Source organism: Rhodococcus sp. BP22 (genome assembly GCF_014281965.1).
Taxonomy (GTDB): Bacteria; Actinomycetota; Actinomycetes; order Mycobacteriales; family Mycobacteriaceae; genus Rhodococcoides.
In genome coordinates this window covers 246574-265392 of the sequence record NZ_JACFTB010000005.1, presented here as the reverse complement: position 1 = coordinate 265392, position 18819 = coordinate 246574, and the positions used below count along the sequence as shown (strand labels likewise).

Genomic DNA, 18819 nt, shown 5'->3' with positions numbered 1-18819 from the left:
CGTGCTGACCAAGTCCGACATCGCCGCCCGGGCAACCAATGCTGGACGACCGATCTCTCGCGCGCTGGCCGGGACCATCCTGACAGCCACCGGTGGATGCGAGAATGCCGTCGACGTCGCACTGGAGGCCAGTAGACGTGTCGACGCCGACATGTCGGTCACCAAAGTCGTCGTCGACGCTGTCCACGCTCATCGAGTGGTGTACCTCGCTGCGTTGACCCGTGCCGAGCAGAGTGTGGTCGCACTGGCACATTTCGGCGCTGAATCCGACACCGAAGTCCTGACCGAACTCACCGAGGGATCCACCGATCCGGCGGCGGTTCGCGAGAGTGCAGTAGCAGCAGGCGTATTGGCACAGGAACCTCCCCCACTGTCCGGTGTCACCGAGGTGTTACTCGCCACACTCGGCGCACCCCGACTGTCCGAAATACTTACCACCCTGCTCGAATATCGCTGCAAGACAGGCACTCTCGACGAAGCTATGGCAGTGGCCATCACCGGTGCAGGCGTTCGACATCCACAGTTGGCGCACTTCCTCACCGTCGAAGCTGATCGCGCCGAGCCCGAATCGGCCGCGACGCTGTATTCGTGTGCCGTCGACGCGGGCGCCGAACCACTTTCCTTGGCTGCGCGAAGGGCCGATGTAGCAGCTGTGCTCGGCGATCTCGATGCAGCCGAGCGATTCGGTGATCACATCCTCGAGCGCAGCGATTCGGTGACTGCGGTCGAATTGCGAACAGCGATAAGGACATCGGCGACCGTTGCTGCCGAGCGGGGCATGACCGAGCGTGGACGTCAACTCTACGAGTGGCTCGGCCCCGACCGCGCAGGAACGGACGCCCCACTGGCCGCCGTCGTCGCCTCGGTGGCAGGCGTCGTGCCTACCTGTACGGCTGCGACTACGGCACCGCCCACGTCGGCGACCGCTGCGCTGACCCTGCTGGCCAGTGGACTACAGCAGTCCATCACTGCGGAGTCGACGGCCGAGACCACTGCTGCGACGAACACACTGATGCGCGCGGTGTCACTGTCCGGCACCGACGTCAGGCGCGCTGCCCCCGAGACTGCGTCGGCAACCGCCATCCTGTTCGCGCTCCACTGTGGCGACCTCGCGCGCGTCGAATCGCTGGTGTCGCGGTCCACCGCACCCATGCAGCATCCGAGCGGCACCAGAATTGCATTGCTCCACACCTGGGCGAGCATGTTGTCCGGTGATGTGGCCGCGGCCGCCGCCCGCATCGAGACGATGCGGATCCCGTCTTCGCACAGTCGAAATCGACTCTTCTTCCATGCGATCGGAGTCGGGCTGGCCCGCCGGTCCGGTGACCGAGGGGCACTGATCAATGCGTGGGAGGAGGCGCAGGACGTCATCGCCGAATACTCGGCCGACTTGTTCTCACTGCTACCGATCGGTGAACTCTGGCTCGGGTCCGTGCGGGTGGGTCAACCCGACCGCATGACGCATCTGCTTGCGCAGGTCGATTCCGTACTCGCAGGCCTGGACGAGCCGAGTGCCTGGGCGTCGGCATTTCATTGGTACGGAGTTCAAGCCGCCATCGCTGCCGAGAACCCCACCGAACTGGTTCCGCATGCGCGGGCACTCGCCTCGGCAGCCGAATCGAACCGGTACAGCGCCACCCTCGCATCCGCCGGTCGCGCCTGGTTGGGCGTACTGCAAGGCCATCCGAACGTATCCGACGTCGAAGCAGCGGCCTACTCGCTCACCCAGTTCGGATTGTCGTGGGACGGCGCCCGCCTCGCCGGCGAAGCCGCACTGCGCGTCGCCGACACCCGAGCTGCGACCACATTGCTCCAGGTGGCTCGATCACTTCGCCAGCCCGTCGCGTCACCGACCGCCGAGACCGTAGAACCGAAAGGTGCGCTCAGCGCACGCGAAGCAGAAGTCGCGGAAATGCTCGTCCTCGGCATCACCTACCGCGAAGCAGGCAATCGGCTCTACATCTCTGCCAAGACCGTCGAACACCACGTCGCGCGCATCAAGCGGCGCCTCGGCGCGGGCTCACGCTCGGAACTGCTGTCGATGCTGCGTGGGATGGGCTACGGAACTACTGTGTAGTCGTGCGCGGGCCGTGTAACTTCTGCGGGCCTGCACACGACATCTATCTCAGTACTCCGCCCACAAGGCATATGTAGACGACGAGGTAGCAGTAGCGATGATCAATCGGTCCGCCGAACCGGCGCAGGCCCATCCGCCCGCACAGGCATTACCCGACGTCGGCATGTACATCGACAATCAGCGCGCGATCGCAGCAGTATCGCGGGCCGCGCGTTCGAGTCCTTCCCTGCACGTCGCCTCGCTGCACGACACTGTTCTCTACGTCCATGCCGACGGTTCGGCTTCGCTCGGTCGAACCGACGACCCCGATGCGGTCGAGTTCACCGGATTCGTCGACGCGATCGGTGAAGAAGCATCGAGCGATCATGCCCCCGGCGATCTCGTCGCGATGGCACTTCGGTGTCTTCTCGCCGACGTCGCCCAGTCCATCGGTACCCCGGTGGACACGCTCGCAGCTGCGGCAACATTCCCGGCCCGGTGGACGGCGGAGCAGGTCTCGGCAGTGCGGATGGCCATGAGCCGCGTCGGCCTCGACCACGTCGCACTCGTCTCCGAGTCCGAAGCGCGCGCAGCCTGGGCAGGCGGACTCGATGTCAGGTGGGCCGGGTCGGATTCCGGTATCGCGGCCGCACGTGGCGCTGCGGTGCTCGCCGCTGAGTTCCCTATCGAGGCCGTGACCGAGGAAATACCGCTGCGAACTCCGGTGCGCCCCCTGTGGACACGCACCCCCATCCTTGCGGCGGCCGCGTTCGCAGCCCTGCTGACGCTCGGCGCGGGCCTGACGGCACTGTTGATTCAGGACACTTCCGGGCCGTCGATTCCAGAGATCGACAGCGCACAGATCGCCGAGGCCACCGTTCCGATCGTCCGGCCGAGTTCGCAGATTCCGTTCCCCACGGTCGTACCGTTCCTCGAACCATCGACCGAACAGATCGTCGCCCCGGCCCCTGCGCCCACCACTACGCCCCCGCAACCGCCTCGGACCTCGGACGTCGTCATCACGCCTCCGACGACCGAGCCCGCCCCGGAGACCTCGGTCGAAACCGAGCCGGAAACGACCACGCCGAAGACCGTGGAGCCGGACGTCGCCAAGCCGGACGTGACCGTGCCGAGCCCGGAGAAGCCGACCGATCCGATCGATCAGGAAAAGCCCCCGGAGTCCGGCGGCACCACCCCGGACAGTCAGCAGGACAACACCATGCTGAAGCCGACACCATGACCGGATACCTGGCGATGACGATCGCCGACGGGGTCTCGGTGGCAGTCCATCGACGTTCCCGAAGCGAGCACCCGTCGGTATTCGTCACAGACACCGCCCTGTCCTACTCCGGCGACGGCACCGCGCGACTCGGAGCCGACGCGTCAGCGGACTCGACGCCCCTCGTCGGATTCTTCGGCCGCGTCGACGAGCCCGAGGACAGCGGTCAAGAGTTCCGCGCCGAAGATCTCGTCGCGACCGCCGCCTTCTGCCTCGTGAACGCGGTGACCGCCGAGCACGGTGGCACCGTGCCGCACGCAGTTCTGACACACCCGAACACGTGGAGTTCTCACGCCATCGACGCGGTGCGGGACGCCCTCGACCGCGTCGACCTCGATCAGGTCACGCTGATCTCGGACGAGGCTGCTGCGCGGGAATTTTTTCGATCGAACTCCGGTGACCTCGACCAGGTCACCGTCACCCGCGGCGCTTTGGGAATCGTCGAAGCCATGTACCCGATCCCAGCAGATTCGGCCGATACCGACGCACTGCCCGTCGTCACTTCCGCGCCCGCCTTGGCATTCTCCGAGGCGATCCCGGTGCAGGTTCCACCGGCGCCCGAAAGTCCACAGTCGACGGAATCACCGAACTCCAAGCGCCCCATCGCCATCGTGACAGCGGCTGCCGTCGCGCTCGTTCTCGTCTCGATCGGTATCGCCGCGGCCATGGGTGCCTTCAGCGACGGACCCGACGTCGTACCCCCGACCATCACCGATGCGGGCTCCACACCGACAACCGAACCGTCGCCGACGCCTGTCCCCGCCGCTGCTGTGCCGATCCCGACCTTCAGCGCCCCACCCAGCGAATTGCCGAGCCCTGAATCGGTGCCGAACCCTGCGCCGCCGATCGTCGAGACGATTCCGGCGCAGCCGCTTCCCCCGCCCGCCCCGGAGACCGTTGCGCCCGAACCGGTGGAACCTTCATTACCACCCCCGCCGACGAAAACGCCGCCACCACGGCTGACTTTTCCCGACTTCACTTTCCCCGACTCCCCCTTCTCGGGTCGCTGACCATACCGTTCATAATTTTTTGTGACCTATGGCCTAAGGTGGGGCGCTGACGGCCAGCACCTGATGAAGGGATTTCATGCGTAACACGGGGGCACTGCGCGCAGCGGTGGTTTGTTCGACGGCGTTTTTACTCTTCGGTACCTTCTCTGCACCGGCCTCGGCCGAGCCCGACAGTGGAGTCGACCAGTCTGCCGCGGATCAGTTGCCGCGTGAACTCGCAGAGGCTGTAGAACGCGATCTGAAAATCTCTCCCCAGGAGTACCTGGATCGTGCAGCCCGTGCGCAGGAGTTGTCCACTTACGCAACGGACTTCCGCGCCAACCGACCAGCCGACTTCGCCGGTGCCTGGATAGGTCCCGACGGCAAAGCAGTCGTCGCAGTGACATCTCAGGACGCCGCCCATGCCGTGGCGCAGGATGGCTACGACTCCGCGCAGGCCCCAGTCTCAGCAGACGGGCTGGAGCGGTCCCTCACGGACCTGAACAACTGGATCTCCACCTTGCCCCGCGAGGTCGCCAGTCAGGTCAACGGCACGTCGATCGACGTTTTGGACAATCAGATCGTCATCGACCTCGCGAACAGTCCCATCGGCAGCGCGCTCAACCTTCCGACACTGCTGGCGAACCTGAAGGTCAATTTGTCGCCGGGTGGACCCAAGCCCACCGATCCCACACCGATGGGTGGAGACACCTATGTCACCACCGCGGGCCCCATCAAGGACACCCCGCCCACCGACATCAGCGTCTGTTCCTTCGGGTTCAACGCCACATCGGGCTCCGGCGAGTCGGTCAACCTCAGTGCAGGGCACTGCAATCCGAATGCTGCCACCGGCGCAGGCGGCGCACCCGTCTACCTACCCAACCCGGCCAACGTGCACGAGAGCACCCGGATCGGCACCTTCGCCAAGTCCAGCCTCGGATCTCCCAGCGCACTCGACTGGTCGGTCATCTCACTGAACGACAACGGCACCTCCTCCGGTCTCGACAAGCCGACCGTCCGCGGAGCCAACGGCAGCACGGTGACCATCACCGGCACTGCTTCCCCCGTCGTCGGAGCGCCCGTCTGCAAGTCCGGTCAGTCGTCCTCGTTCACCTGCGGGGTAGTTGCCGCAGACCGCGTCGAGACCCAACTGTTCATGGACGACGGCACCAGCCGCACCGTTCGCGGCTTCGCAAGTACCGCATGCACTCTCGCGGGTGACAGTGGTGGCGCTATCGTGACCGGAACGCTCGCTCTGGGAATCACCAGCGGCTCCAACAGTGGCGGCGCACCGGATTGCACCGAGGCCAACCTTGCACTCGCACAGTTCGGTGGCACGGCAAGCCTGGGAATCCCGATCGATCAGGTTGCGGCAGAAACAGGCACGACCATCAGGACTGCCTCGCTCGACTGAAGCTAGTCGGCTCCGACAGGGGCTCGGGTCAGGGAAAGCGCTGGACGTATCGTCGAATGCGCGAGAGGGCCGGGGGAAGCTGGCGAAGAAGTCGGACCAGCACCCCGGACATGACCCAAGCCTTCGGTACCGCAGACACTCGAACGAGCTCGTAATCCGATGTGGCCCAAGCCGATTTGATCTCGTTGACGCCAACTCCCTGGTCGAGTGCGTCGACGCCCAGTTCGTCGTGATTGTTCGCGAACCATTCGATCAATTGATGGCCGGGTTGGCACCGCCCCACCGTTGGGTCGTAATGCGTGAGCCACCCTTCCATCCGTGAACCAGTTCGCAGCCCGATCTCGTGGGCGGCCCATTGCCCGTCGATCACCAGACCCGCAATGCAGAGCCTGCCTGCTCGCGCCTCGCTCCGTAGGAAATCTCGAGCGAACTCGCCATGCGGCGCAGTCAGATAGTTGATCTTCGTGGTGCCGGCGATCCCGCGGACCGCCACCTCCAAGATGTCGTGCCACCGAGCGTCCAGATGCGAGACTTCGGTGATCTCCTCGACCCGGAACGACGACCGACGCTGCACCTCGCTGCGGTATTGGCGAAGCCTCTTCAGCGACTTCGCACTTCGAATATCCGAGGCACTCTGCCCAACAGCCAGATCGATGACCGGGACACGTTCACGCACCATCATGTCCACTGTCCACGACGGGTGCTGCGCGAGCCTGCGCACAGTGGGATCATTCGTGATCATGGAATCGGCATCCACCATGTAGCCGAGGGACGCAATGGCGTCGAGCAACGCGTCGGAGGCTTCGGGGTCCTCGCTGAGAAATTCGATCGGCACTCCCAAACCGGTCCCGATCACCTTCGCAAGAGTGAACGGCCCTCGGCGCACCAGAGACAAAGCTGCCGACGCAACCAAACGCCCATCTCGACGAATCGCCACCAATTCGAAGTCGAGTTTCAACGCACGCGCAACATTGACCACGAAGCTCGGCCTCGACGAGAACACCGTCCCGACGCGGTCAGCGAGCGCAGACCACTCGGATTCGATGGGCGAGGGCTCGGAGTGAACATGCATCGTAACTGCATTGACGCCTGTTTCCACCGAACCAAAGTACCAAGAGATTGCAAAGAAAACCAAAACATTCATCCGAACAACCGACACGTGGACTGACGGTCTCCACACGCACTGACGGGGCGACACTTGCTCTGCCAGTGGTCAATTCGATGGACATCGTGGTGCATATATGGACATTCGCCGTATGATCAGAGGGGACTTTCAGGTACACCCGTGCCGCTTCACTCGAACGGAAGGCATCCCCACATGCTCGGACTTATCGGAGTCGGAATCGACCTGCTCGGCTACCTGGCGACGATCGTGATCAACGGAATCCAACTGGCGGACCCGGTTATTCGATTCGGCTGACCCCGAACGCACATCAGCCCGCCACCTCTACTGAGGTGACGGGCTGATGTTATGTCGAGAGTGTTCAGTTGACGCTGTCTGCGTACTTCGAGGTTCCCGGAGCGGCGTTCAGCGTGTTGATCAGGTCGATGCCTGCGATAACGAGTGTCGGTCCGCCGGCAACGATCGTGCCGATAACTCCACCGACGCCTGCACCGATCGGAATTGTTGCAATAACTCCGGCAAGAGACGGAGCGCCGATGATCGCACCAGCAATTGCACCGATTGCCGTACCGGTGAATCCACCGATCGCGCTAGCAATTCCGAGCTGCGTCACGAAGGTCTGCTGTGCGAGCAGATTTTCCTCGGTCGAAGCAACCTGCTTTGCACCGAGCGTGCGCGAGTTGGCCGAGGCCTTGTTCAGATCGAGCTGAGGAACGAGACGGAGCGTCTTGCCGTCGTTGTCGACGTTCTGCTCGTACGGGAAGCTCAAGCCGCCGAGATTGAAGCTGAGCGGCAGGGTGACGACTACGTTCTCGGCCTGATCGAGCACATCGACGGTCTTGCCGTCGTCGGCGACCTTGAAGACGCCCGCATCGATCGTGGTGACGATGGTGCGGTCTTCGAGGTTCGACTCGTAGCCGATGTCCTGTGCGGGCGTCTCAGGCGCCGCCGGAGTCGGATCTGCATAGGCTGTTCCGCTGGCGAGCCCCATCGCCGCGGCAACGAACACCGATGTGACGACCATTTTGCTGAGTTTCATCTGGAGATTGTTTCCGTTTCTATGCAAATCGAGCCCGGCTATTGTCGAACAGAGTTGCCCCGCAGACGCAGAAACACCCCAAGACCGAATCCGCGAGTTAGTCGGTGCGGCAGCAGCATAACCTACAACTCGACCGATCGTTATCCTCTCGCGTTCTTTTCGAGTCGCAATAGTTCTCATTTGTCACATCTGAACCCTCTGGCACAAATAAGGACACGATTCGGTACCGAACTTGGACTACGACCGGGCGCCGGTGACTGCCGATCCGAACCCTCACAGAAGGCAATGCGAGCGAACTTAGGACTGCCTTCTCGAACACCGATGTTCGCCCTACGCATAACGTGACCACCAGGACGGACTCTACCGACCGGTTCAGCCCACCGGAAAGTTGAACGATCCGGCGATCCACCAGCGCAGAGCGATCTCCGCGTTGCTAAGTTACCCGTCAGTACGTAAACCTTGTTACTGACGAGTAACCTGAAAAGTCGTACGCTTGTCGGGCTGGACCCGAGGCAGCTCCTCCGCTGCCTAAATTACGAAAGGCCGCTTACATGAACGCCGTGACGATTTCGTTGGGCACGTTCGGTGCGCTGCTCAGTCTCGTGTGTTGGTACTCCTTCATCCGCGGTGGATTGAAGATGTTCAACATCGTGCGCCTCGGGCAACCCGCTCCGGACCGCTGGCGCCCGATCATCCCTCGCTTCAAGCAGATGATCGTCGAGTTCGCCGCACACACCAAAATGGTCAAGTTCCGCACTGTCGGCTGGGCGCACTGGCTCGTCATGGTCGGTTTCATGCTCGGAGCCATCTTCTGGTTCGAGGCATACGGCCAGACGTTCAACCCCGAGTTCCACTGGCCCATCTTCGGCGACTGGGCCATCTACCACCTGATGGACGAGATCCTCGGCATAGGCACCGTCGTCGGCATCCTCGTTCTCATCACCATTCGCCAGCTCAATCACCCGCGCAAGGCCGAGCGTCAGTCACGCTTCGCCGGCTCCCGGTTCGGCGCTGCCTACTTCGTCGAGTCAGTCGTTCTCGTCGAGGGCCTCGGCATGATCTTCGTCAAGGCAGGCAAGATCGCCACCTACGGCCACGCGAACCCATGGACCGACTTCTTCACGATGAACGTCGCCAAGATCCTCCCGGCCAGCGTCATCATGGTCTCGGTCTTCGCATTCATCAAGCTGATGTCCGGCATGATCTGGCTCTACTACGTCGGCCAGAACATCGACTGGGGCGTCGCATGGCACCGCTTCACCGCGTTCCCCAACATCTACTTCAAGCGTGAGGACGACGGCACCGCCGCACTCGGCGCAGCCAAGCCGATGATGTCCGGCGGCAAGGTCCTCGTGATGGAAGAGGCCGACCCCGACGTCGACGCATTCGGCGCCGGCAAGATCGAGGACTTCAGCTGGAAGGGCTGGCTCGACTTCACCACCTGCACCGAGTGCGGTCGCTGCCAGTCGCAGTGCCCCGCCTGGAACACCGGCAAGCCACTCTCGCCAAAGCTGCTCATCATGTCTCTGCGCGATCACAGCCAGGTCAAAGCCCCATACCTTCTCGCCGGCGGCAAGAAGGACATGGCAGGCGACGAAATCGGACTCGTCGACGCCGACGGCAAACCCGACCAGGTCAAGCTCGATGCAATTCCGCAGGCAGCCCGAGACGAAGCCGATCGCAAGCTCGTCGCCGAAGCCATCGACGGCGGCATCATCGACCCCGAGACACTGTGGAGCTGCACCCAGTGCGGCGCGTGTGTGGAGCAGTGCCCCGTGGACATCGAGCACGTCGACCACATCCTCGACATGCGTCGCTACCAGGTGCTCATCGAATCGGAATTCCCCTCCGAGCTCGCAGGCCTGTTCAAGAACTTGGAGAACAAGGGCAACCCCTGGGGCCAGAACTCCAAGGACCGCCTCAACTGGATCAACGAGATGGACTTCGACATCCCCGTCTTCGGGCAGGATGCCGATTCGTTCCAGGACTACGAGTACCTGTTCTGGGTCGGTTGCGCCGGTGCCTACGAGGACCGCGCCAAGAAGACCACCAAGGCCGTCGCAGAGCTTCTCGCCACTGCGGGAGTCAAGTTTCTGGTCCTCGGCGCCGACGAGACCTGCACCGGAGACTCCGCGCGCCGTGCCGGTAACGAATTCCTGTTCCAGCAGCTCGCGATGCAGAACATCGAGACGCTGAACAACCTGTTCGACGGCGTCGAGCAGAAGCAGCGAAAGATCGTCGTCACCTGTGCGCACTGCTTCAACGCGCTCGGCAACGAGTACCCGCAGGTCGGTGGCGACTACGAGGTCGTGCACCACACTCAACTACTCAACCGTCTGGTACGGCAGAAGAAGCTGATCCCGGTCGCGTCGGTCAGCCAGGACATCACCTACCACGACCCGTGCTTCCTCGGACGTCACAACAAGGTCTACGACGCTCCCCGTGAACTCATGGCAGCCTCGGGCTCCAACCTGAAGGAAATGCCGCGACACGGTGAACGGTCCATGTGCTGCGGTGCCGGTGGCGCTCGCATGTGGATGGAAGAGAACATCGGCAAGCGCATCAACATCGACCGGGTCGACGAAGCGCTCAGCATGAACCCGAAGAAGATCGCGACCGGTTGCCCGTTCTGCCGCGTCATGCTCACCGACGGCGTCACCGCACGCCAAGAGGGTGGCGAACACGAAGGCGTCGAGGTCGTCGACGTCGCGCAGCTGATGCTCGAGTCGATCACTCGCGTCGAGTCCTCAGTTCTGGCCGAGAACATCAAGGTGATACCTCGGGAGAAGCCTGCACAGGCGGACATCGTCACCGAGGAAGCCGCTGAGGTCGAAGAAGCCGAGCGCGTCCAGCCCGTCGAAGAGCCCGCCGAGTCGGCATCCGCACCGGCAGCTCCGGCACCCAAGGCCGGTGGCCTGAAGATGAAGGGCCTCGCGAAAGCACCAGGAGCGAAGGCACCGGGAGCTGCAGCGACACCTGCCGCGCCCGAGGCAGAAGCCGCAGCACCAGCAGCCAAGCCCAAGGGCCTCGGTATGGCCGGTGGCGCGAAAGCACCAGGCGGCAAGGGCCTTCAGGTGAAGGGCAAGGCACCTGGCGCCAAGGCTGCTGCGCCGGCTGCCGAAGCTCCGGCAACGGAAGCTGCAGCACCCGTGGCAAGTGAGTCGGCAGCAGAATCCTCGGCAGAAGTGACCGAGACCAAGCCGACCGTCAAGCCGAAGGGTCTTGCCATGAAGTCCGGCTTCAAGAAGCCGGGCGCCAAGGCACCGGGCAAGCCGGCTGCGGCACCCGAGGCTCCGGCAGTCGAGGCTCCGGCGGCAGAGGCTGAGGCACCGGCGGCAGTAGCTGCACCGGCAGCGACCGAAGCTTCGACAGCCGTCGAATCGAAGCCGACCGTCAAGGCCAAGGGCCTGGCAGTCAAGTCCGGTTACAAGAAGCCAGGCGCCAAGGCACCGGGCAAGCCGGCCGAGGCCCCGGCAGTCGAGGCTCCGGCAACAGAGGCCCCGGCAACAAAGGCTGAGGCACCGGCAGTAGAGGCTGAGGCACCGGCGGCAGTCGAGGCACCGGCAGCGACCGAAGCTTCAGCAGCCGTCGAATCGAAGCCGACCGTCAAGGCCAAGGGCCTGGCAGTCAAGTCCGGTTACAAGAAGCCAGGCGCTAAGGCACCGGGCAAGCCTGCGGCAGAGGCTCCGGCAACAGAGGTAGAGGCACCGGCAGTAGAGGCTCCAGTAGCTGTCGAGTCCGAGCCCGCAGTGTCGAGCGAAGCCGAGTCCCCGGTGACAGTGGCAGAGCCTGCAGTGTCGACCGAAGCCGAGCCCAAGGAGCCGACAGCTTCGACAGCTTCGACAGACGAGAGTGCACAGCCGTCGAACGGTGACGCACCTGTTGCTCCCCCAGCCGCCAAGCCGGGCGGTCTCGGGTTCCGAGCGGGCGCGAAGGCTCCGGGCCGGAAGAAGTAACCAAACACCCTTTTTCGCAAGTGCACCCCCTTTCTCGCCTCAGAGAAAGGGGGTTTACTTGTGAAAAGGGGTGCGCGCTCACGTTATCCACAGGTCCATACACAGGCCATTGCCCTGAGCTGGATCGCTGACGACTATGAGCACGTGACCCGAATCGTTCGCCGGCAGGATGCCCTCACCCGCGGAATCACCGACTCCGAACTGCAGCGTTATTGCCGGACCGAGTCGTGGAAACGTTTGCGCCCAGGGGCGTTCGTGAGCCGAGGCGAGTTCGACGCGCTCGATGCCGTCGACAAGCACCGCGTGATCGCCGAGGCAGTATTGGGCGGGGCCCGCACCCCTGATGTCGTGCTCAGTCACGTCTCGGCGGCCGTCGTCCATGGCCTGTCGGTGTGGGGTCTTCCCTTGAGGAAAGTGCACGTCACACGCAATCGCAGAAGTGGAGCGCGCACGAGTTCGGTTCGCGTCCTCCACTGTTCGCCATACCATCCACACGAGATAGTGGACGTCGACGGTATTCGAGTGACGAGTATCGGACGAACCATCGCCGATATCGCGCGCTCCGAAAAGTTCGAGCCTGCGGTGTGCGCGGCCGACGAAGCTGCTCGGGTACACAATCTGACCTCGGCCGAGGTGGTGAATGCACTGGATCTCCGCCCGACGCATTCCGGGAACGCAGCCGGGTTACGGGTGGCCAACTTCATGAACGGTCGCGCGGAAAGCGTCGGGGAATCTCGAACTCGCGTGGCACTGGCCGAACTCGGCTACCATCCCGAGCTGCAGACTTCGATTGTGGTGCAGGGTAAACCGATCGCACGCGTCGACTTCTACCTTCGAGCCATCACGACGGCGTGTGAGTTCGACGGCAAGATCAAATACGGACGACTAGTCCCCGCAGGCTCGACCGCGCACGAGGTGGTGTGGCGCGAAAAGCTTCGCGAGGACGCGATACGCGACGCCGGCATTCAAGTGGTCCGACTGACATGGGCGGACTTGTCTGCGCCGATCGAGATTCGTCGACGAATCGAAGCCGCAGCGCTACGAGCAGCCCAGTCGCCGCCGCCGACCGCGATAGCCCGCTGAGAGTGCACCCTTTTTCCCAAGCGCACCCCCGCGCTCGGACGCGAACAACCGGCCCCGGTTACCAAAAAGGGTGCACGCTTAGACCGCGCATACCCCAACCGCGCACCTTGCCCGCACACACCCCCAACCGCTCACCTTGCCCGCGCATACCCCGACCAAGCACACCCCAACCGCGCACCCTTTTTCCCAAGCGCACCCCCGCGCTCGGAGGCGAACAAAGGGTTCCGGTTACCAAAAAGGGTGCGCGCTCCAACCCGAACGACGCTCAGGGCCTCCACAATTCGAGCTGAGGGATCCCGGGCGGGGTGAAGCCGAGCACTTGACCGTAGAAGGATAGTTCGGATTCCCGGGCGTGAACCTGTGTCTCCAATTTGCGGAAGCCGTGCGATTCACCCTCGTACGCCAGGTATGCGTGTGGAATGCCCTTGCGTACGAGTGCATCCCGGAATCGTTCGGCCTGTGACGGCGGCACGATCGGGTCGGAGAGCCCTTGCAGCAACAGCACTGGGCAGGACAATCCGTCGACGTTGTTGATCGGTGCGCGGCTTCGGTACAGGTCGATCGCGTCGGGGAGCGGTCCGATCAGGCTGTCGATGTATCGTGATTCGAAGTCGTGAGTCTCGGCGACGAACATTTCCAGTTCGGCAACGCCGTAGTACGAGGCACCGCAAGCGAATACATCCGAGGATGTGAGTGCCGCCAGGACGGTCCAGCCGCCTGCCGACCCGCCTTCGATAGCGAGCCTGGCTGGATCTGCGAGGCCGGCGTCGGCGAGCCCTTGCACTGCCGCGATCGTGTCCTCGACGTCGACGACTCCCCACTGACCGCGCAGACGGTTGCGGTATTCCCGCCCGTATCCGCTCGATCCGCCGTAGTTGACGTCGACAACTCCGATTCCGCGGCTGGTGAAGTACGCGAATACCGGATTGAGCGCGGGCGCGACGTGGGCCGTCGGACCTCCGTGCACGAATGCCACGTAGGGCGGCAATTCTCCTTCGAGTCCGCGGTATTCGGGGTTGCGCGGTGCATAGGCGATCGCATGGACTTCGCGCTGTGGACCTTGGAAGGTCATCGGCTCGCCCTGCGGGAGGTAGGCGGCGTCGGGAATCGTCTCTCGCCCCGAGCGGATTTCCACCAGCGAGCGCGTGTCGAGATCCAACAGTCGCAGCCCGCTGGCATTGTGTGCACCGCCCGTGCGCAATAGCACGGACGATCCGCGGCGGCCACCGAGGGAAATGGAGGTGAGCCCGTCGAGGTCGATGTCGTCGAGCGATCCGGTGACCGGATCGAGAATGCCGAGCGTATCGGTGCCGAAGGTCCTGACCGTCAGGAGCTTTCCGTCGTCGAGCACCGAGTACCACTGTGCGCCGAGCTGCCACAGCGGAGCGCCGAAGTCCGCATCCGCTGCATGCAAAGCCACTACGTCTGCATCGACGGATGTCCGGTAGAGATTCCACCATCCGGATCGGTCGCTGATGACGTACAGCGATTCGTCGTCGATCCACTCCGGTTGCAGCACCGATTCCTCGGTACCGCCGAGGATTGTTCGAGACACTCCGGTGGTCAGATCGACGATTCGGAGTTCGGTTCCATCCCAGGGCATCTGCGGGTGGTTCCAGGCGACGAACGCCAGCATGTTCCCATTCGGCGAGAGCCTCGGGTATGCCAGGAAGTCCGATCCCGAGGCCAGCGATCGAACCCCGGAACCGTCGAGTGCGATGGCGCAGATGTCGCGGGAAACCTTCGCCCCGTCATGGGTTTCCCGAACCGCCAGCACTTCGTTGCCGACGATCGACAGTTCGCCGTATCGAACCGTTGCCGCCACGGCAGGCGCCGGGGTCAACGGCACCGGTCTCTCGCCGGGCTTGCCGATATGGACGCGTTGATCGCTGAACTCCGAGAACACGATTCGACCGTCATCGGTCGCGGTCCACGCCCCACCCCCGTATTCGTGAACACGGGTGCGCGCGTTGAACGGCTCGGGCAGTAGTGCAGTAACAACACCGTTCTCGATGCGGCAAATGGTGGTGCGCCCGCCCTCGGTCGGCCGCATCTCCGACCACCACACCTCATCGCCGACGAACCGACCCCCTTCGACGGGGTGTCCGCTGGCGGAGAGATCGACGGCGGAAATCGGGGATGGCCAGGAACCGAAGGGCAGCGCTGCAGAGGTCACACCGACCAGGGTAGGTGAGTCCCTCCCCCGCGCCGTGCGCACCTTCGCGCCGGCAACGACGGAACTAGCCGACCGGTTGAAGCAGATCGGGGTTGTCGTTCTTGACGCTGTTGACCGCGGAGCTCACCTCGTATGGCACCAAGCTGGGCTCGGGGATAGCGGCCAGCATCTCCTGGACCGAACCCAGATCGGTCATCGCCGGGTCCAGCCACTCGGACCGAAGGGACTCCGGCACGATCACCGGGGAGCGATCGTGAATGTGACCGAGCGCGTCCGCGGCGGGAGCGGTCAACACCGTGACCGACCAGACCCATCGATCCGGGTCCTCGTCGGACTTCGTCGGGTCACGCCACAGCTCGTACAGGCCTGCCATCTCCAGGAGTCGTTCGGAGTGCAGGAAGTAGGGCACTTTTCTGCCTTCGCGCTTCTCCCACTCGTAGTAGCCGTCGGCCGGGACGATGCATCGCCTGCGGGCTGCGGCCTTCTTGAATGTCGGTTTCTCGGTGATCGTCTCGGATCTCGCGTTGATGAGCCTGCTGCCGATCTTGATGTCCTTGGACCACGACGGGATCAGACCCCAGCGGACCGAACGCAACTGCCGCACGGCGTCGGCCTCGGGTTCGTCTTTGGGTGCGCGCTCGAGAATGGTTCGTACGGTCTGCGTGGGCGCCACGTTGTACGCCGGGGGCAGTTCTTCGCCGATGGTCTCGGCAATGTCGAAGACTGCCCGCAGGTCATGATCGCTCTGGGTACTGGCATACCGTCCGCACATAAAGAAAATTGTCGCATCCCGCACCGACAAGAAAGGCCTGGTCCACTATGCCTGGATGTGCTGGGCACCGACCTGGCAAGATTAGGGGGGTGAACCATCCGCAGACGAATCATCAGACGCGTCAACCTCGCACGTTGCAGCAGTCGACCAAGCTGCAGAACGTGCTGTACGAGATCCGCGGCCCGGTACACGCCCACGCGGCGCGACTGGAAGCCGAAGGCCATCGAATTCTCAAGCTCAACATCGGCAACCCTGCGCCGTTCGGTTTCGAGGCGCCCGACGTCATAGTCCGTGACATGATCGCCGCGTTGCCGTATGCGCAGGGCTACTCGGAGTCGAAGGGCATTCTGTCCGCCCGGCGTGCGATCGTCACGCGCTACGAACTCGAACCTGGCTTCCCCGAACTCGACGTCGACGATATCTACCTGGGTAACGGCGTGTCCGAGCTCATCACGATGACGATGCAGGCACTGCTCGACGACGGTGACGAGGTCCTGATCCCGGCGCCCGATTACCCACTGTGGACGGCGATGACGACGCTCGCGGGCGGCAAAGCCGTGCACTACATATGCGACGAGGAAAACGAGTGGAACCCCGACCTCGCGGACATCGAGTCGAAGATCACCCCTAAGACGGTGGCTCTCTTGGTGATCAACCCGAACAACCCGACCGGTGCGGTGTATTCGAAGGAGATCCTGCAGGGCATCGTCGAGCTGGCTCGTAAGCATCAGCTCCTTCTGTTGGCCGATGAAATCTACGACCGCATCCTCTACGACGACGCCGAACACACGTCGTTGGCAAGCCTTGCTCCTGACCTTCTGTGCTTGACGTACAACGGGCTGTCCAAGGCGTACCGGGTGGCCGGGTACCGGGCAGGGTGGCTCGCGATCACCGGGCCCAAGGCCCATGCCGCCGGATTCCTCGAAGGTATCGATCTGTTGGCGTCGACCAGGCTGTGCCCCAATGTGCCCGCACAACATGCGATCCAGGTGGCGCTGGGCGGACATCAGAGCATCAATGATCTCATTCTTCCCGGTGGCCGGCTGCTCGAGCAGCGTGACGTCGCGTGGCAGAAGTTGAATGAGATCCACGGCGTCTCGTGTGTGAAACCGCGCGGTGCTCTGTACGCATTTCCGCGCCTCGACCCGGAAGTGCATGAAATTTACGACGACGAGAAGCTTGTCCAAGATCTGCTTTTGCAGGAGAAGATTTTGGTGGTGCAGGGCACTGGTTTCAACTGGCCCGGACACGATCATGTGCGCATCGTCACGCTTCCGTGGGCGCGTGATCTTTCGGAGGCGATCGAACGGTTCGGCAACTTTCTTGCTTCGTACAAGCAATAGGGTGACCGGTTCGGGGTTTACGGGTACCAGTCCCGCACCTGACCGTAAAGTAGGGAAATTAATTGAATAGTGACATACAAAACAGTTCCATGCTCCTGCCAAGTCGGCTATAGATCTGTACATTGGCGTACGGCACCTCGCGTGCCCGAGCACTGGTCGTACCCCACCCCCCCCGGGGCGATCAGGAAGGTGGCGGGGGACGCCCCCCCTGCTCCCCGCCACCGAGCTCCATAACGTTCAGCCGGTCGCACCCTCCCGATACGATGAGGCTGCAGACCACTCGCCACTTCCGGATACTGTGTCACCGTGGATTCACACGGTCATGGGCACGGACACAGCAACGCACCTGCACCGCTCGGACCCGTCGCCGCACGGATAGTTGTGGGGCTTCTCGTCGCGATCGGAATATGCGTGATCGGCGGTGCAATTGCACTGTGGCCGAGCCAGCAGAACGTCGACATCCCGCTCCCGTTCAATACCTCCGGTGGTAGAGCGGTCCAAAGCGAAGCGGGCACGATTGTGTCGCAGGACATCGGGCCCTGCGGCAGCGCTTCTTCCGGACGCGTATTCACCGGTAGCCCGACGCCACCTCCCAGCGCAGGATACGACTGCCAACGCAGCATCGTCACGATCGACTCGGGACCGAATGCGGGCACACGCACCCTGATCGAAATCGTCCCGGGCCCTGGCCAACCAGACCTTCGCACCGGTGAGAGCATTCGGTTGGTCCGGCAGACCGATCCCACCGGAACCACCCAGTACTCGTTCAACGACTACGCCCGCGGACTTCCTCTCGCAGTCATCGTCGGTGTGTTTGCCGTCGTCATCTGCGTCGTTGCGAGATGGCGCGGATTTCGTGCGCTGCTGGGATTGATCGTGGCGTTCGGCGTGCTCGTCGGATTCATGCTCCCTGCACTTCTCGACGGCGCACCTGCGATTCCCGTCGCCCTGGTCTCCGGAGCCGTCATTCTGTACGGCGTTCTCTACCTTGCACACGGCGTCAACCTGCGGACGAGTTCTGCTCTTCTCGGAACTCTCCTGTCGATGGCGTTGGCTGCAGTGTTGTCCTACGTTGCGATTCGGATGACCCACCTGACGGGGCTGTCGGAAGAACAGAACACCAACGTTCAGGCCTACATCCAACAAGTCAGCATCACCGGATTGCTCCTTGCGGGGTTCATCATCGGGTCGCTCGGTGTCCTCAACGACGTGACGATCACCCAGGCGTCGACTGCGTTCGAGATCGCCTCGGCGGACGCAACGACGACGCGACGGCAGATCTTCACCTCCGCGATGCGCGTGGGGCGTGACCATATCGCCAGCACCGTCTACACCCTGGTGCTGGCGTATGCCGGTGGGGCGCTTCCACTTCTACTGCTGTTCAGCGTCACCGGCCGATCCATCCAGGATGTTCTGACCGGTGACGCCGTGGCCATCGAGATCGTCCGCTCTTCGGTCGGCGGTATCGCGCTGGCGCTGTCCGTTCCGCTGACCACTGCCATCGCCGCCATGCTCGCCCGGCCGGGAGGGCCGCCCGAGCCATCGGAGTCGACCGCGAGAAAGGCAGGCAGGCACTCTCGCTAGGAGAG

The 18819-nt window shown here is 63.3% G+C and carries 12 protein-coding genes; 8 read left to right on the top strand and 4 right to left on the bottom strand.

Features of this window, described 5'->3' with window-relative positions:
- Position 1 precedes the first annotated feature (1 nt).
- From H2510_RS13015 to H2510_RS13000, 4 genes are all read left to right on the top strand, one after another.
- The gene (locus H2510_RS13015; RefSeq protein WP_315901364.1) at positions 2-2077 is read left to right on the top strand and encodes a helix-turn-helix transcriptional regulator; all 2076 of its coding nucleotides are present in this window, start codon (positions 2-4) and stop codon (positions 2075-2077) included.
- Between the two features lie 97 nt (positions 2078-2174).
- Positions 2175-3296: a hypothetical protein gene (locus H2510_RS13010; protein WP_186628723.1), complete on the top strand. Its 1122-nt coding sequence runs from the start codon at positions 2175-2177 to the stop codon at positions 3294-3296.
- A complete protein-coding gene (locus H2510_RS13005) occupies positions 3293-4345 on the top strand; it encodes a hypothetical protein (RefSeq protein ID WP_186628722.1) in 1053 nt (350 codons plus the stop codon). Before H2510_RS13010 ends, H2510_RS13005 begins: the two co-directional genes overlap by 4 nt.
- Positions 4346-4421: 76 nt before the next feature.
- The gene (locus tag H2510_RS13000; protein WP_186628721.1) at positions 4422-5738 is read left to right on the top strand and encodes a S1 family peptidase; all 1317 of its coding nucleotides are present in this window, start codon (positions 4422-4424) and stop codon (positions 5736-5738) included.
- A 28-nt stretch (positions 5739-5766) separates the two neighbouring features.
- Here the strand turns inward: H2510_RS13000 and H2510_RS21095 are convergent, their stop codons facing one another.
- Together H2510_RS21095 and H2510_RS12990 are read right to left on the bottom strand one after the other, a co-directional pair.
- Positions 5767-6837 (bottom strand): GNAT family N-acetyltransferase, encoded by a 1071-nt coding sequence (locus H2510_RS21095; RefSeq protein ID WP_186628720.1) that lies wholly within the window; start codon positions 6835-6837, stop codon positions 5767-5769.
- Between the two features lie 385 nt (positions 6838-7222).
- A complete protein-coding gene (locus tag H2510_RS12990; RefSeq protein WP_186628719.1) occupies positions 7223-7900 on the bottom strand; it encodes an ammonium transporter in 678 nt (225 codons plus the stop codon).
- 551 nt (positions 7901-8451) lie between these two features.
- On the opposite strand from H2510_RS12990, the gene H2510_RS12985 reads away from it, so the two are divergent.
- Both H2510_RS12985 and H2510_RS12980 read left to right on the top strand, forming a co-directional pair.
- A complete protein-coding gene (locus H2510_RS12985; protein ID WP_186628718.1) occupies positions 8452-11856 on the top strand; it encodes a (Fe-S)-binding protein in 3405 nt (1134 codons plus the stop codon).
- A 144-nt stretch (positions 11857-12000) separates the two neighbouring features.
- Positions 12001-12939 carry a hypothetical protein gene (locus H2510_RS12980; RefSeq protein ID WP_186628717.1) on the top strand — a complete coding sequence of 313 codons (939 nt, stop codon included), beginning with the start codon at positions 12001-12003 and terminating at the stop codon, positions 12937-12939.
- Positions 12940-13204: 265 nt separating this feature from the next.
- On the opposite strand, the gene H2510_RS12975 is transcribed toward H2510_RS12980, so the two are convergent.
- Positions 13205-15115, bottom strand: coding sequence for a prolyl oligopeptidase family serine peptidase (locus H2510_RS12975; protein WP_186628716.1), 1911 nt, complete (start codon positions 15113-15115; stop codon positions 13205-13207).
- Positions 15116-15179: 64 nt separating this feature from the next.
- Positions 15180-15887 (bottom strand): SOS response-associated peptidase, encoded by a 708-nt coding sequence (locus H2510_RS12970; RefSeq protein ID WP_186628715.1) that lies wholly within the window; start codon positions 15885-15887, stop codon positions 15180-15182.
- Positions 15888-15976: 89 nt separating this feature from the next.
- Here H2510_RS12970 and H2510_RS12965 point away from each other — a divergent pair, with 89 nt between their 5' ends.
- A complete protein-coding gene (locus H2510_RS12965; protein ID WP_186628714.1) occupies positions 15977-17230 on the top strand; it encodes a pyridoxal phosphate-dependent aminotransferase in 1254 nt (417 codons plus the stop codon).
- Between the two features lie 306 nt (positions 17231-17536).
- A complete protein-coding gene (locus tag H2510_RS12960; protein WP_186628713.1) occupies positions 17537-18814 on the top strand; it encodes a YibE/F family protein in 1278 nt (425 codons plus the stop codon).
- Positions 18815-18819 lie beyond the last annotated feature (5 nt).